Below are 13,852 nucleotides of genomic sequence, written 5' to 3' on the forward strand. Positions count from 1 at the left end.
AACCGCCGCACAGCTCGTGGACATCGAGGAGCTGGTCCCGAGCCCCACGCACGTGGGGATGAACCGGCCACCGGGTTCTCCCGCGCCTCCTCAATGGCCCGAGCCCCACGCACGTGGGGATGAACCGGCATGGAAAAGACCACCGCCAGTGTGCAGGAGCCGAGCCCCACGCACGTGGGGATGAACCGGCCCGGCCGTTCGGCCGGGCCTTCGTCGTGTCCCGAGCCCCACGCACGTGGGGATGAACCGGTCTCGTCCTCCTCGACGATCTCGGCGTCCACCCGAGCCCCACGCACGTGGGGATGAACCCAGGCACGCCGCACCGTAGTAGGCGTTGCCCGCCCGAGCCCCACGCACGTGGGGATGAACCGCGGCCGGGTCGGTGACCACCGGGTCGACGGTGCCGAGCCCCACGCACGTGGGGATGAACCGAACCCGCCGCATGGGTGCGGCCACCCCTGGCCCCGAGCCCCACGCACGTGGGGATGAACCGTCGACCGCCACGCCAATGAGACGTGGATCACGCCGAGCCCCACGCGCGTGGGGATGAACCGGGGCCGGGGTCCTCTGAGAGGGTCACGGTTGCCCGAGCCCCACGCACGTGGGGATGAACCGACATCTCCGTCTACCCCCGCGTCCCACAGCGCCCGAGCCCCACGCACGTGGGGATGAACCGGACTGGCCGAACGCCCCCCGCCTGGGGCCGTACCGAGCCCCACGCACGTGGGGATGAACCGCCGCCCCGCGACGAACTCTCCTGAGGGCAGGACCGAGCCCCACGCACGTGGGGATGAACCGAACCGACTACCCCCCACGTTTCTTCTCAGCCACCGAGCCCCACGCACGTGGGGATGAACCGCAGTACGGACCGAACCCGGTGGGTTCGGGGCGCCGAGCCCCACGCACGTGGGGATGAACCGGAGACCCCGCACCCGGATCCGGCGGTGCTGGACCGAGCCCCACGCACGTGGGGATGAACCGGTGAATCGTGGCGTTGAGCCCTGGGACTGCTCCCGAGCCCCACGCACGTGGGGATGAACCGCGAACGCGACCTCCTCCGAGACCTCAACACGGCCGAGCCCCACGCACGTGGGGATGAACCCGCGGTTGGGACGCCCACTCACCCCCGCCGAACCCGAGCCCCACGCACGTGGGGATGAACCGGAGTCCGTCCGCGACACCACCCTCCGCGTCCTCCGAGCCCCACGCACGTGGGGATGAACCGTCGACGGGGCCAAGCTCCGCACCCGCCGCGAACCGAGCCCCACGCACGTGGGGATGAACCGCCACTGGAGTAGACGCGCCGCCCACACAGCGACCGAGCCCCACGCACGTGGGGATGAGTCGCTGCGGTTATGGAGTTTCCGCCGCCGGGAGTTCGCTGGCCGGATCGTCGGGGTGTTCTCGTGCGCGGGGCGGTGACGGCGCGGTGACGGGGCGGCGACGGCGGGTGGCGACGGCGAGTGGGGCTGGAAGCCCGCGTGTCTCCGCCGGATGTCCGTGACGCGGCGGTTCGAGGGCCGGTTCCGCTCCCACTCGGAATGATCTTGGGCTTTCCGCCCTTCCAAGCCCCGAAACGGGCAGAAAGCCCAAGACCGCCAACGAAACCCTCACGCAACGGACACTACGGGCGCGACCTCGATCCCCGCCCGCCGTCGTTGCCTGCCGTAACAGGTCCCGAGTGGACCCTGATCCGACAGAGCCCGAAACACCTCCGTGCCGGAGGTTCTCTAACCGCGCGTAGTACTCCGAGGCGCCGGGCCCCACGCACGTGGGGCTCACTCCCGGGCTCCTCGTGGCCGAGGGGGGAGCAGGGAGGTGCGGGCGGCGCGGGCGGAGGCGTCCAGGAGTTCGGCGATGCGCCGGGCCGCAGCGGGCTCACTGCCGACCGGGACGAGGGAGAAAGGGGCGTCCACCCCGGCGGGGGGTTCGATGACCCAGTGCGGGTCGCCGGACGTGGCGGCCAGCCGCACGGTCACCGCGTGGCCGAAGCGGGTCACGGTGAGGACGTCCCGTGAGGCCGCCAGGCGCAGTCCTTTCCGAGAGCACGCCAGGTGCAGCCGGTTCAGGCGCCGCATCGCCTCGTTGGGGGGTTTGCGGTCTCCGACCACCGGTCACCCCGCGCGGCCGTCGGCCCGGACGGTGATCTGGTTGGGGTCGAGGTCGACGCTGATCAGGTGGTGGTCGCTGGCGTCGTGCGGAATACGGCGGTAGGCGGCGAGCGCGGGGACCAGGGGCGGGGTGACCCACGCCTGGTCGGTTCTGATCCCGCCCCCGGCGGTGGGCGCGGTCAGCGAGGCGTCGCCCGTGACCTGGGCCAGGTGCGCGGCGGCGTCGGTCATCCGCGCGAGGACGAGCTTCCGGGCCAGGGACCGGTCGGGCACGATGGAGCCGTCGGGGCCGAAGCGCCACCGCGCCGCCACGCTCAGCGGTGACCGGGTCGTGTGGTCGGGGGCCGGGTCGTCGAGGGTCTGGTGGTTGAAGTCGCCCATCACCACGCCCAGGCCGCCGTACCGGTAGGCGCGCGAGACCGCCAGCAGGGCCTCCTGGGTGGCGGCCTCGATCGAGGCGACCTGGAGGTGCACGCCGGCCACGGTCAGGGGGGCGTCGCCGCCGAAGTCGAACACGGCCACGCCGAGGCCGTTGTACAGCTCGGTGGAGTTCGCGCTCTCCCACTGGCGCATCCGGATCCCACCGGGCCGGTGCCGGTACATCAGCAGGGTGCCGCCGCGGCTGCGCGCGGGCGGCACCCATCCGGCCACCCGCATTCCCAGGTCGCGCTCGGCGCGGAAGAGCTGCTGGTAGTTGTGCGAGGTCCAGCCGTGGAGTTCCTGAAGGCACAGGATGTCGGGGTTCTCGGCGCGGATGGCCTCGGCCACGGCGGGCCACCGGTCCTGCGGGACGCCTTCGGGGGTCTGCGTGGCCCCGTGTAAGAGGTTCTGACTGGTCAGGCGCATGTATCGGCTCCTCGTTCGTTGGGGGTCGGTGTGGTTGAGCAGGGTGCGCAGCCGGTGGCTCAGGTGCGTGAGCTGGGAGATCTGGGCGTGGACCCGGCGGGGGTCGGTGTCCGTGACGGTCGCGGGGGAGCGGACGGGAAGGTCGAGCAGGGCGTGGTAGGTCCCGGTCTCGGGGCGGTACTCGCATCGCCAGCCCGGATGCGACGCCTCGATGAGCAGCGCCCACTGGGATTGGGCGGAGCGATGGCGCACGGCTCCCCCCGAGCGTCGGTACTGCTTCCCAACGCGATCACCGGCCCCACCCGAATCACCATTCATCCAGGTCGCTGTCAGGAGTGACTGGTGGTAACCCTGTTCGGGCCGCAAAACCGGAATTACCGATTCGGGTTACTCTGGGTTCGTTTCCCTGGTAGATACCTTGACGACTCGGCTGGGTGCTGGGCTATGGAAACCACCACCCCGTCACCATTTCTCAAGGAAGGTGGCTTTTGGTTGTCGGGTGGTGGCGGCTCTGTGGATTCTGGTCATCTCAAAGGCAGGCAGGTATGGGACGAAGGACCAACCCCATTTGGCGCAGGTTCGGCTCCGAACTACGGAAACACCGCAAGGCGGCGGCGATGTCGCAGGGGCAGGTGGCCAAAGCGCTCAATGTGTCGTCTTCTCTGGTCTCGTACCTGGAAGGCGGTACGCGAGGACCCCAGCTCGACCAGGCCAAGGCGCTGGACAGGTTGTTCGAAACGTCGGGCACGTTCGAGCGATTGTGGAAGACGGTCAGCAACCACGCGATATACCCGGTAGGGTCGCGAACGTCCATCGACTTCGAGCGGATCGCGTCCGAGGTGCGGGAATACCACACGATCCTGATTCCCGGACTCGCGCAGACGGCCGCCTACGCCCGGGCGACGTACACCGCGATGAGGCCGTTCGCGGACGAGGCCACCATCCGGGGCCTGGTCGCGTCCAGAATGAAACGTCAGGAAATCCTGGAGGGAACCGACCGCCCGCTACTGTGGATGGTGTTGGATGAGAACGTCATCCGGCGCGTCCTCGGTGACGCGGCCACAATGAAGGAGCAGCTTGACCATCTTCTGAAAATGGTCGAAGGACACGTTCTCCGACTCCAGATCGTGCCGTTGACATGCAGACTGCCGCCGGGGCTCTCCGGCCCCTTTCGCCTCTTCGCGTTCCGGGACCGCCCGATGGTCGTGTCGGCGGAGTACGTACTCGACGATCTGGTTATCGACGAGGCGGAACAGGTCCGTGAGTGCGCCAGCCTGTTCGGGGCGATCCAGGCGGAAGCTCTTTCGGCCGGCGATAGCGTTGAACTGGTCCGGCTGGTAAAGGGAGAACTCGATGGGTAATACGCGCGAATGGCGCAAGAGCAGCTACAGCAGTGGGGTCAACAACAACTGCGTGGAGGTTGCCGGGGGCACTGGAACGGTCAGCGTGCGCGATACCCAGAACCGTGGACTCGGGAAGATCGACTTCACCTCCGCCGCCTGGGCGTCGTTCCTGCGCGACCTCAAGGACGGCCGCCTCTAAGGTCCTGACCGAGGTTCGACCCCTTGGTCCTCGCGGCCGCAACCCTCGATGATCGTGGCGCCGGCGTCCTGAAATCCGCGATTTCAAGACGCCGACGCCACGATCATCGATAGGGGGTCGGCGGTTTCCGGCCCGAGGGAAACGGCACGGTACTGCCGGGTTGTTCGGCCCGTCGGGCTTTCCGTTGACCGTGTGTGCTTGGGACGGCCTGCCGCCTTGGAACGGGGCGACGTCCGGCAGGGCCCGGCCCTGGAGTCTCTTCGGGGCGCCGCAGGACCGGGGAGCCCGGTGTCCGGGCCGGCGCCGTGCGCTACGGGGCCTGGTAGCCGAACTGTCCGAGCCGCTTGCGCGCGGTGTCGGTCTCCTTTTCGGTGAACAACGGGGCGAAGCGCGGGGCGGCCACGAGGGCCTCGACGGTGAGGTCGAGTCGGCCGCGCTCCCACAGAGCCGCGAAACCGTCCGACACGGCCGGCGCGTTGAGCAGTCTGCGCGCGGTCGCGAGCGGGCCGAGGTCGGCCAGCATCCGCAGGAAGTGGGTCGCCGGGTAGTTGGCCTCGTCGCGGGACCGCTCGTAGACCGTGCGCATCGCCCTGCCGAAGTCCCGCGTGAGCGGGTCCGAGCCGTCCGCCGGTTCCGTCGCCTCGGCGGGGGCTGCTCCGCGTCCGGCCCCGCGTCCCCGGCCGCGTCGGCGTTGCACCGATTGACGTAGCCCAGCAGCGCGTCCATCGAACGGTGTGGCCGGCCGCCAGCAGGGCGTCGGCGATGCCGCGGCCCAGGCCGGGGCCGCCCTCGATGGCCCAGGTCACGGGCCGGGTGTGGGCCAGCGCGCGGATCCAGGCCAGCAGCCGGACGAGTCTGTCGGCGTCGTTTTTGAGTTTGAGGGGGCGGCCCAGGCGTTTGCCGGTGGCGTCGACGGCGACGGCCACGTGGACGTGTTTGTGCGGATCGATTCCCACTGTCACCATGAGGAGGCGTCCTGGTTCTGCTCGCGTGTGGACAGGACGCGTGGTCGGGGCCCTGGTCCGGGGGACAGATCTATTGCGAGTTGGCGTGCTCGACAGGCTTCTATGAAGTCACTCCCGGGCCGGGGCCCCGCCCCGAGGGCGCTGGTGGACAAGTCATCGCGATGTCACGCGGACAGATCGTGACCGAGTCACCCCAGCACCCCGGTCAGGGCCGCTCCCGTCGAAACGACCCCGACATCCCCGTCATGAACCAATAGACCGGCTTCTACGACGAGACCGGCTGGAACAACGACGACTGGTGGGGCGACTTCTCCGGCGCCTGGACCGAGATGGGCCACTCCATGGTCCCCTGGCGCGAATGGGCCGACCGCCCCGGCTACGTCATCACCACCGGGCTCATCAACGTCGGCAGCCTCGTCGCGGGCGTGGCCCTGACCGTCACCGGCGTGGGCGCCCCCGCCGGAGCCGCCCTCATCGGCTGGCGTGGCCTCCAGGGCGTCCGCGCCCTCAACGCCCCGGACAACGCCACCCCCGACAACGCCCCGGGCCGCCTCGACACCGCCCTCGACAAACTGGACCTGGACCTGCCCGGCCACCGCCCCGGCACCGACCCCACCACTCAAGACCTCCAGGATGCGCTCGACGGCCTGGACACCGACACCGGCCACCTCCACGGCCTCAGCGACGCACTCGACAATGCCGCCGGCCTCGACAACCACCCACCCGTGCCCGTAGGCGGGGACAACACGCTGAGTATCCCGGGGGCGCCCGGTGACGGGGTGAGCACCGAGGGCCTTTCGCGCAGCGACCGCCTCTCAGGTAATGGATCTGAACCTGATCATGGCTACGTCGGCGGAGACGGCGACCAGTACAACGTGCCCCTTGATCATTCACCTGGTGGAGGATCGGAGAAGGGCCCCGGCAATTACGAAACAGAGACAGGCTCTTACAGCGACTCCGACGGATATGATGAAATCGAACAGTCAGGAATCCAGGAGTCGGAGAAAGGCCTGGCGGCAATCGCGATGAGATTGCCCCTGGGGATACGGGCCAGCTTCCCCCGGAATTCGGGATGCCGTTCCACGAGGTAAATCCGGAACAGAATCCCGATCAGGAAGTCGTCTCGCTTCTAGATCTCCAAGGGCTCCCAAGAGTCCCGGATGCCGTGAGCGACACCGAAGTACGACAGAACATGAAGGAGGCAATCGAGATAGTAGAATCGGTTCACGGCTTCCCGGATTCCATGAGATCCGTACAGTTCACCACGTTCACCGGCCCGGCAGATCATCTCGGCGAGTATGACATGCTGACTCGTTCCATCGACATCAATACGACAAACCCAGAACTGCGGAGCACTCTGGTGCACGAGATCGGTCACGCGATCGACCACGGCGCCTTCGAAGGTTCAGGACTTGCTAGCGCAATGCCACGCACACCACAGATGCGGGCATGGCGAGAAGCCGTATGGAACTCCGAGGCGGTCCGCGCGCTCAAAGGGGAGCCCGAGGATCAGTACACCACCTACCTGCGATCCCTCCCCGAGATCTGGGCACACTCCTACGCCCAGTGGGTTGCGGTGCGATCAGGCGATGAGCAGCTACTCACCGAGCTTCGCAGTAGACTTTCCTCCTCCGAGGCGGACCAATACCGCCAATGGGAGGATCAAGACTTCGAACCCATAGCAGAGGCTCTTGACCATATTTTCCAATCCGAGGGATGGCTGAAATGATTAGAGTCGTAAAAGATCCGGAAAATTATATGCTCGAGGAGTTGATTGAACTCTACATTGCCGCAGGGCTTGACGAGGAAAATGCAAAAATCTATGCCAAAATGGCCAAATATCCACCTCCGAACGTGAAAATAGAATAGAAATATCACAAAATTGGCCAGGGAAACGCTCCTGATGCAAGAGGAAACAAACCTCGACAGGCGCCTTCCGCCTGAATGGCCGACTCCAATGGACCACAGCGATGGGGCGGGGTAAATATTGAAAACAACTTCTACAAATGGGGGACTGCTGGTCCAGTCTCCTGAAGGGAAACCCCGCCACAGAAATAAGGGTGGGGATCGAGTGTGACTTCCAGGCCGGAGTCACAGCGTCGGAGACCATCCGAGTCGGCTACTGGATCAACGGGAACACGGTAAACTCGATCTCTCTGGAGAACGCCCCTTCCCTGAAAATCCCATAGAATCCAGCCAAAGGAAGTGGAAATGGAATCCCGGACACCGATTTCACCCGTGGAACAGGAAGCAATTCTTTAGGAAATCGGAGCCTCCCTCGTCAGCACCTCTCCCAGCGACGGGGAGGAGATATCTTTCCAGTACGACGCTCTTGTCGACATCGCCAGCTCGAAGCTGGAAGTAGTGTAGGGAGTCTTCGGCGCGGGGGTGTTTCGGGCACCGGTAGTTCCGTTGACGGTCTTGGGCTTTCTGCCCTTCCCGGCCCCGAAACGGGCAGAAAGCCCAGGATCATTCCGGGTCAGAGCGGAACCGGCCCTCGAACCGCCGCGTCACGGACACCCGGCGGATACGCGCGGGCCTCCGGCCCCACCCGCCGTCGCCGCCCGCCGTCACAGGCCCCGAGCGGACCCTGCTCCAACAGAGCCCGAAACACCCCCGCGCCGGGGGTTCTCTAGAACAATCGTAGGGGCGTGGAAACCGATGATCTTGACGCCGGTGCCCGGTGATGTCCGTTTGGGGGCGCCGGCGTCACGATCTATTGGTTCATGATGGGGATGTCGGGGTCGTTTCGACGGGAGCGGCCCTGACCGGGGTACTGGGGTGACTCGGTCAAGATCTGTCCGCGTGACATCGAAGAAGCCGGAACCGGGGCGGGAGCTGGAGAGCAAAGGCCTCTGGTGGCTGCCAGCCGGGGCCAGACTGACGGTCAAGTCCCTGGAGGGTCCCAAGGACCTGGTCATCCGGGACGGGCTTCTCTACGTCGGCAGCTACCAGCTGCAGACCGGTCGGGTCGAGCCCTCGATGATCGACCCGAACACGATGTCGGTCGGGCAGGCCGTCAACTTCCGGCGCGACATGCTGAAACCGACCTCGCTGGTTCCCTACCACAGGTTCTCCCCGACGGTCAGGGCCGCCTACCTGGAGTGGCTGGCCGGTGGACGGAGGAACCGCGACGCGGCCATCAACTTCGTCTCCCTGTTCTTCACCGGGCTGGAGCGTCGGATCCTCGGGCAGGGTCTGGCTTTGCAAGGGGTGCGGCGTTTCGGCGAGGCTGTCGAAGCCCATACCAGGGCCCGTGACCTGTATGACGAGTCCGGTGACCGCCATAGTGCGGCCGGGGCGTGGAACAACCTGGGACTGGCTTTGGAGGAGTTCGGGGGACGAGAGAAAGCCGTGGCCGCTGTGGAGCGGGCCGCAGCCCTGTACACCGAGACCGATGATGACCGTGGACAAGCCATCGCCCAGGAGTTCCTCGATCACCTGAGAGGACAGAGCGGCGACAGTGCCGAAGGCGGCTGACCCGGCCTCGGGATCTTGTCGATGGCCTGGTGTCGAAGAGCGCGACCGTCGCGGATCCCCGGGCGCGCCGCAGGCATTGCCGGCACGTCCTCAACCGAGCCGTCGAAAGGCCCGGGAAGGCTTCCCGGCATTCCCCCGGCCGTAGGTGTGCGAGGGAGCGTCTGGACCGCCCTTTTGCTCTACCAGGTGAGGGCCGGTGCAGCCGCCCCCTGCGGAGGCGGGCCGGCTATCCCAGGGCGTCGACGACGACCTCGGCGGCCTCGGCGATGAGCGCGTCGTCGTGTTCGGCGTCCTCGGCGTCGCGGCTGGACATGACCGCCAGGACGATGGGGTCGCCGTTCGGGGGCCAGAGGACGGCGATGTCGTTGCGCGTCCCGTAGTTGGCGTTGCCCGTCTTGTCGCCGACCTCCCAGCCGTCGGGGACCCCGGCGCGGATCAGCGCGTCGCCGGTCAGGTTCCGCTTCATCAGATCGATGAGGATCGCGCTCTTCTCCTCGGGCAGGGCGTCGCCCAGGGTGTACGCCCGGAGGGTGGTGGCCATGGCCCGGGGGGTGCTGGTGTCGCGGATGTCTCCCGGCTCCCAGTCGCTCAGGTCGGGTTCGATCCGGTCCACGTGGGTGACGTCGTCGCCGATCTCCTCCAGGGCGGCGTCCAGGCCCTCGGGGCCGCCGAGCTCCTCGAAGAGCAGGTTCGCGGCCGTGTTGTCGCTGTAGCGGACGGCGGCGTCGCTGATCTCGCGCAGCGTCATGCCGGTTTCGACGTGCCGTCTGGTGACGGGGGAGTGGCCGACGAGGTCGTCCTCGGTGTAGGTGACGACCCGTTCGAGCTCCTCGATCGAGTTCTGCCGCAACAGGGCGCCGACGGAGAACGCCTTGTGGGTGGAGGCGTAGGCGAACCGCTCGTCGGCGTTGAAAGCGACGGTGTCGCCGCTTCCGGTGTCCACCGCGTAGACGCCGAGGCGGGCGTCGAACTCGCCCTCGAGCCGCTCGAACTCCCTCTCGTAGGGAGAGGGGGACTCCGCAGGGGACGCCGCCGGGGAGACGGCGGGGACCGCCGACTCGAACGTGGCGGCGTGGCCGTTCGCCGAGCAGCCGGTGAGGAAGGCGAGCGTGAGAGCGGCGGAGGCCACCGCACCGGCGCGTCGGGTGTGTGGGATCGGCATGGTCTGGGGCTCCTCGTTTTTCGCCGTCGGTCAGTGAGGGGAACGGGCGTTGGGGGCGCCCGCGGGCGATTCGCTCACACGATAACAGCGGGTGTCGCTGTCGGTAGCCCGGCCTTTCCGTGCGGTGACCGGCCCCGGCGGCCCCGGCCTGCCCCGACGCGCCTCGGAGCCGGTTCACCGCGTGTCCGGGCCGCTTCCCAGGAGCGCCGACAGGATCTCCCCGGCGTGCGTCCACAGCAGAGCGCCGCCCGCCTCGGGGAGGAGGCGGCGGCGGGCGGCGGGGATGCGGCGGGCCAGCGTGGCGCCGTGGTCGGGCGAGTGCACGGGGCTGGCGTCCCGGCCGCCGTACCAGAGGTCGACCGGGACGGTGATCCGCTCCGGAGTGAAGGGCCACGGGGCCATGCCCAGCGCGAGGTCGCGGGCGTAGCCCGCGGCGCCCTGGGCGAACCCATCGGCCAGGCAGCGCGCGTAGGCCTCGCTGAAGGCCGGCGCGGTGTAGACGGCGGCGTCGGCCTCGGAGCTCATGTCGACGACGAGCCGCCGCAGCAGGTCCGGGCCCACGCCGGAGAACGACGCCTCGAATCCGGCGGGGTCGGCCTCGGCCGCCGAGAGCATCCCGGCGACGTCGGGCGCGAGGAGGCCGGCGAGGTCCGGATGGCGGAGGTCGTCCTGGCCCGAGACCACCGCGACCGCCTCGGCGACGCCGGCCGCGGCGCACGCCAGGGCGAACGGCGCCCCCTGGGAGAAGGCCGCGATCCGGAACGCGGGCAGGTCCAGGGCCGCGGCGAGGCCGCCGATGTCGCGCACCCAGTCGTCCAGGGTCCGTCCCGGGGCGGGGTCGGACGCGCCCAGTCCGGGCCGGTCGACGGCGATCAGCCGGGCCCCCAGCGCGGGTAGCGCGTCGGCGCCGAACCCCAGGCGGCGGCCCATCCCGGCGCCGGAGAAGAACAGCACCGGCGTCCCGTCGGCGGGGCCCCACCGGGCCCACCCCAGTCTTCGGCCGTCGGGGAGCTTCACCGCGCCGGCGCGGTCGGGTTCGGTCACGTCCGGTTCCATGGTCGGCAGCGTAGGGGGAGCCGCCCCGACGGCCAATCCGTTTTCACCGGGCGTCCCTCGCCCCTGTGCCCCGGCCCCGGAGCCCACGGGGAAGACTTCTCCCATGAGCGCACCGGTCCCCTTCGACGTCCCCGACGCGTTCGCCGCGTCCTACGGGGCCAGCGGCGCGGAGGCGCGCGCCTGGGTCGCCGGGCTGCCCCGGCTCGGCGGCGAGTTCCTCGACCGGTGGGGGCTGCGGCCCGACGGCCCGGCCGCCCACGGCATGGCCTCGCTCGTCCTGCCCGTGCTGCGGGGCGACGGCACGCCGGCCGTCCTCAAGCTCCAGCAGCCGCGCGAGGAGACCGCCGGAGCCTCCGCCGGGCTGCGGGCATGGGGAGGCGACGGGATCGTGCGCCTGCTCGACGACGACGAGCGGAGCGGAGTCCAGCTGCTGGAACGGCTGGACGCGTCCCGCCCCCTGTCCTCGGTGCCGGAGGGGCGCGTGGCCGTGCGGGTCCTGGCCGAGCTGATGGCGCGCCTGTCCTCGGTGCCCGCCCCGCAGGGCCTGCGGCGGCTCTCCGACGTCGCCGCGGCCATGCTCGAACAGGCTTCGCGGGCCGTGTCGGCGCTGCGCGACCCCGCCGAACAGCGACTGGTGCGCACCTGCGCGTCGGCCGTGGCCGAACTGGTCGACGACCCCGGGGACCGCCTGCTGCACTGGGACCTGCACTACGACAACGTCCTCGCCGGGGAGCGGGAGCCGTGGCTGGCCATCGACCCCGAGCCCCTGGCGGGCGACCCCGGGTTCGAGCTGCTTCCCGCGCTGGACAACCGGTGGGACGAGGCGGTGGCGGCGGGCGACCCCGCGCGCGTGGTGCTCTACCGCTTCGACCTGCTGACCGAGGCCCTCGGCCTGGACCGTCGGCGGGCGGTCGGCTGGACCCTCGGCCGGGTGCTGCAGAACGCCCTGTGGGACGTCGAGGACGGCAGGTCCGCCCTGGAGCCCGTCCAGGTCGCCATCGCCACGACGCTGCTGGGCCGTTCGGCCCGCTGAGATTCCGCCGGTCGTGAAGGCCGGGACGCCGGGGGCCCGGACAGGCCGTGCCCCGCCGGACTCCGGGCGTCCGCCGTCCACGGGCGGGACCTGGGGTCAGGCTCGTCGGGACGGAAGGTGGCCGGATGCGGTCAGGAGGCGCGCGGGCACTCTGGGTGTGCGAAGCTGGCGGTAGCCGACCCCATGGAGACGCACCCCCGGATGCAGACCTTCGTGCTCTTGGCAGCCCTCGGTGGAGTGCTGCCCAGCCTGCTGAAACTCTCCTCCCAGATCTCCGGCTGGCAGCTCGCCCGGACCAGGCACCTGAACAAGAAGGGCAGTCGGAGACGGCGGCCCGCACTGCGCGACCACTGCGACGTGGTCCCCCTCCTCGTCGGAGGCGCCTTCCACAGTGGGCTGGGGGCGCTGGCCGGGTACGTGCTCACCGTGACGGACCAGATCACCACACCCCTGATCGCCTTCGTGGCGGGGGTGTCGGCGCGGTCGATCTTCCAGCAGGTGGCCAGCGTCCGGATCAACCTCTTCGACACCGCGCCCGCCGAGACCGGGGAACCGGCCCTGGTCCGGACGCCGGACGGGCTGGGGATCTCCCCGCTCGAACCGGGGGCGGCCGTGGAGGACCGTTCGGTAGCAGCCGAGGGGGAGGAACTTGAGCGCGGTCGCTAGGAGGATCCTCAGGGAGGTCGTCGGCGTCCCGTCCGCGCCTCCCGACAGGCGCCACCCGCTCGGAAGGCGTGTCTGGGCGGAGATCACGGGAAGGCCGCTGCCGGTGGTCCTGGCTGCGGAGGACCGCGAGGAGGAGTGGAGCCCGGAGACCGCGATCGCCGTCCTGGAGGGGGTCCTGGAGCGGCTGAGGGCGGAGGACGGCCCCGCGCGTCTTCGGCTGCGCCCGTACACGGGGACGGCGGCGGTTCGGCCCGGCCGCCATGGCCCCGTTCGTGCTGCCTACGCCCCTCTCCCGCCTCGCAGTCGCGTTCTCGGCCGCCTCCGCGACCGCTGCGCGGTCGTCGCTTCCGACTACGCCCGGAGAGCGGAGTCCGCCCGGAGCTACGGGGACGCGGTCAAGGCGACCAGGGCCGTTCGGGAGTCGCGTGGCCTGGGTGAGGCCCTGGACCAGGCCCGACGTCTTACCGCCGACCTGGGAAGGCTCTCCCGCTTCTCCGGAGCGGAGGAGTACGCGTGGGCCGATGAAAGGGCTTCGCGCATTCTTGGGGAGTTCGAGGAGGCGTGCAGTGTCTTCTACGACGCCGATCTCAGCGGGGTCGACCTCGGCGGAGCCGTTCCCGAGGGAGGCCGTCTCGAAGGGGTGCGGTGGAACACGGGGACCCGGTGGCCCGCGGGGTACGAGGAGCGGATCCGTCGGATCTCCCGCGTGATCGCTCCGGGGGTGTACGAGATCCGGCGGGACCGGCAGGACTGACGCGCTTCCCGGGGGTGACTTTCCTCGTCGACCGTGACCTTTTCGGGGTCTGCGAGGCGGTTGAGACCCCGAAAAGGCCACGGTCGACGAGGGGGATGCTCCCAGGGGGCAGACGGTGGGGCCCGGCTGTACGTCGGGCCCGGCTCGGTTCGCGAGTCGGCGGGAAAACCGGTACCGGTCCGAACCGGGCCTCTGTACCATCGGGCCGCGCCGCCGACCTCCGGCGGCGCGGCCCGA

General features: G+C 69.4%; 14 protein-coding genes and 1 pseudogene. 9 read left to right on the forward strand and 6 right to left on the reverse strand.

All coding sequences use genetic code 11. The features are described from left to right. Positions 1–1,778: 1,778 nt before the first annotated feature. Both EV190_RS05255 and EV190_RS05260 read right to left on the reverse strand, forming a co-directional pair. Positions 1,779–2,111, reverse strand: a complete 333-nt coding sequence (locus EV190_RS05255; RefSeq protein WP_133740306.1) for a hypothetical protein — start codon at positions 2,109–2,111, stop codon at positions 1,779–1,781. Between the two features lie 3 nt (positions 2,112–2,114). Further along, entirely contained in the window at positions 2,115–3,209 is a 1,095-nt protein-coding gene (locus EV190_RS05260; protein WP_166655381.1) for an endonuclease/exonuclease/phosphatase family protein, read from the reverse strand. Between the two features lie 293 nt (positions 3,210–3,502). On the opposite strand from EV190_RS05260, the gene EV190_RS05265 reads away from it, so the two are divergent. Both EV190_RS05265 and EV190_RS05270 read left to right on the forward strand, forming a co-directional pair. Then, positions 3,503–4,318 (forward strand): helix-turn-helix domain-containing protein, encoded by an 816-nt coding sequence (locus tag EV190_RS05265; protein ID WP_133740308.1) that lies wholly within the window; start codon positions 3,503–3,505, stop codon positions 4,316–4,318. Then, the gene (locus EV190_RS05270) at positions 4,311–4,499 is read left to right on the forward strand and encodes a DUF397 domain-containing protein (RefSeq protein WP_133740309.1); all 189 of its coding nucleotides are present in this window, start codon (positions 4,311–4,313) and stop codon (positions 4,497–4,499) included. The genes EV190_RS05265 and EV190_RS05270 overlap by 8 nt, the downstream gene beginning before the upstream one ends. A 310-nt stretch (positions 4,500–4,809) precedes the next feature. On the opposite strand, the gene EV190_RS23910 is transcribed toward EV190_RS05270, so the two are convergent. Both EV190_RS23910 and EV190_RS24480 read right to left on the reverse strand, forming a co-directional pair. Continuing rightward, a complete protein-coding gene (locus tag EV190_RS23910; protein WP_341770519.1) occupies positions 4,810–5,196 on the reverse strand; it encodes a hypothetical protein in 387 nt (128 codons plus the stop codon). 88 nt (positions 5,197–5,284) lie between these two features. After that, a pseudogene (locus EV190_RS24480) lies at positions 5,285–5,464 on the reverse strand (IS110 family transposase); the annotation flags it as partial. A gap of 341 nt (positions 5,465–5,805) precedes the next feature. Between EV190_RS24480 and EV190_RS05280 the strand changes: the two are divergent. From EV190_RS05280 to EV190_RS05290, 4 genes are all read left to right on the forward strand, one after another. Continuing rightward, complete coding sequence (locus EV190_RS05280; protein WP_133740311.1) at positions 5,806–6,555, forward strand: hypothetical protein; 750 nt, start codon at positions 5,806–5,808, stop codon at positions 6,553–6,555. 74 nt (positions 6,556–6,629) lie between these two features. Then, the gene (locus EV190_RS05285) at positions 6,630–7,193 is read left to right on the forward strand and encodes a hypothetical protein (protein WP_133740312.1); all 564 of its coding nucleotides are present in this window, start codon (positions 6,630–6,632) and stop codon (positions 7,191–7,193) included. Then, complete coding sequence (locus EV190_RS23290; protein WP_166655374.1) at positions 7,181–7,333, forward strand: hypothetical protein; 153 nt, start codon at positions 7,181–7,183, stop codon at positions 7,331–7,333. Before EV190_RS05285 ends, EV190_RS23290 begins: the two co-directional genes overlap by 13 nt. Positions 7,334–8,269: 936 nt before the next feature. Continuing rightward, positions 8,270–8,944, forward strand: coding sequence for a TerB N-terminal domain-containing protein (locus EV190_RS05290; RefSeq protein ID WP_208113053.1), 675 nt, complete (start codon positions 8,270–8,272; stop codon positions 8,942–8,944). 226 nt (positions 8,945–9,170) lie between these two features. Here EV190_RS05290 and bla read toward each other — a convergent pair whose 3' ends face one another. Next, the gene (gene bla / locus EV190_RS05295; protein ID WP_133740314.1) at positions 9,171–10,106 is read right to left on the reverse strand and encodes a class A beta-lactamase; all 936 of its coding nucleotides are present in this window, start codon (positions 10,104–10,106) and stop codon (positions 9,171–9,173) included. A 174-nt stretch (positions 10,107–10,280) separates the two neighbouring features. Then, positions 10,281–11,162, reverse strand: coding sequence for an alpha/beta fold hydrolase (locus EV190_RS05300; RefSeq protein ID WP_133740315.1), 882 nt, complete (start codon positions 11,160–11,162; stop codon positions 10,281–10,283). A 103-nt stretch (positions 11,163–11,265) separates the two neighbouring features. Between EV190_RS05300 and EV190_RS05305 the strand changes: the two genes are divergently transcribed. The 3 genes from EV190_RS05305 to EV190_RS05315 all read left to right on the forward strand — a co-directional run bounded on the left by EV190_RS05305 (position 11,266) and on the right by EV190_RS05315 (position 13,615). Then, positions 11,266–12,195 (forward strand): aminoglycoside phosphotransferase family protein, encoded by a 930-nt coding sequence (locus EV190_RS05305; RefSeq protein ID WP_133740316.1) that lies wholly within the window; start codon positions 11,266–11,268, stop codon positions 12,193–12,195. A gap of 183 nt (positions 12,196–12,378) precedes the next feature. Then, positions 12,379–12,861: a hypothetical protein gene (locus EV190_RS05310; RefSeq protein WP_133740317.1), complete on the forward strand. Its 483-nt coding sequence runs from the start codon at positions 12,379–12,381 to the stop codon at positions 12,859–12,861. Continuing rightward, complete coding sequence (locus EV190_RS05315; protein WP_133740318.1) at positions 12,845–13,615, forward strand: hypothetical protein; 771 nt, start codon at positions 12,845–12,847, stop codon at positions 13,613–13,615. The genes EV190_RS05310 and EV190_RS05315 overlap by 17 nt, the downstream gene beginning before the upstream one ends. The last annotated feature ends 237 nt before the right edge of the window (positions 13,616–13,852 follow it).

It is taken from the genome of Actinorugispora endophytica (assembly GCF_004363075.1).
Taxonomy (GTDB): domain Bacteria; phylum Actinomycetota; class Actinomycetes; order Streptosporangiales; family Streptosporangiaceae; genus Actinorugispora; species Actinorugispora endophytica.

Coding starts and splice junctions, on each gene's coding strand:
- EV190_RS05265 (WP_133740308.1), top strand. CDS start 3,503: ATGGGACGAAGGACCAACCCCATTTGGCGCAGGTTCGGCTCCGAACTA.
- EV190_RS05270 (WP_133740309.1), top strand. CDS start 4,311: ATGGGTAATACGCGCGAATGGCGCAAGAGCAGCTACAGCAGTGGGGTC.
- EV190_RS05280 (WP_133740311.1), top strand. CDS start 5,806: ATGGTCCCCTGGCGCGAATGGGCCGACCGCCCCGGCTACGTCATCACC.
- EV190_RS23290 (WP_166655374.1), top strand. CDS start 7,181: ATGGCTGAAATGATTAGAGTCGTAAAAGATCCGGAAAATTATATGCTC.
- bla (WP_133740314.1), bottom strand. CDS start 10,106: ATGCCGATCCCACACACCCGACGCGCCGGTGCGGTGGCCTCCGCCGCT.
- EV190_RS05300 (WP_133740315.1), bottom strand. CDS start 11,162: ATGGAACCGGACGTGACCGAACCCGACCGCGCCGGCGCGGTGAAGCTC.
- EV190_RS05305 (WP_133740316.1), top strand. CDS start 11,266: ATGAGCGCACCGGTCCCCTTCGACGTCCCCGACGCGTTCGCCGCGTCC.
- EV190_RS05310 (WP_133740317.1), top strand. CDS start 12,379: ATGGAGACGCACCCCCGGATGCAGACCTTCGTGCTCTTGGCAGCCCTC.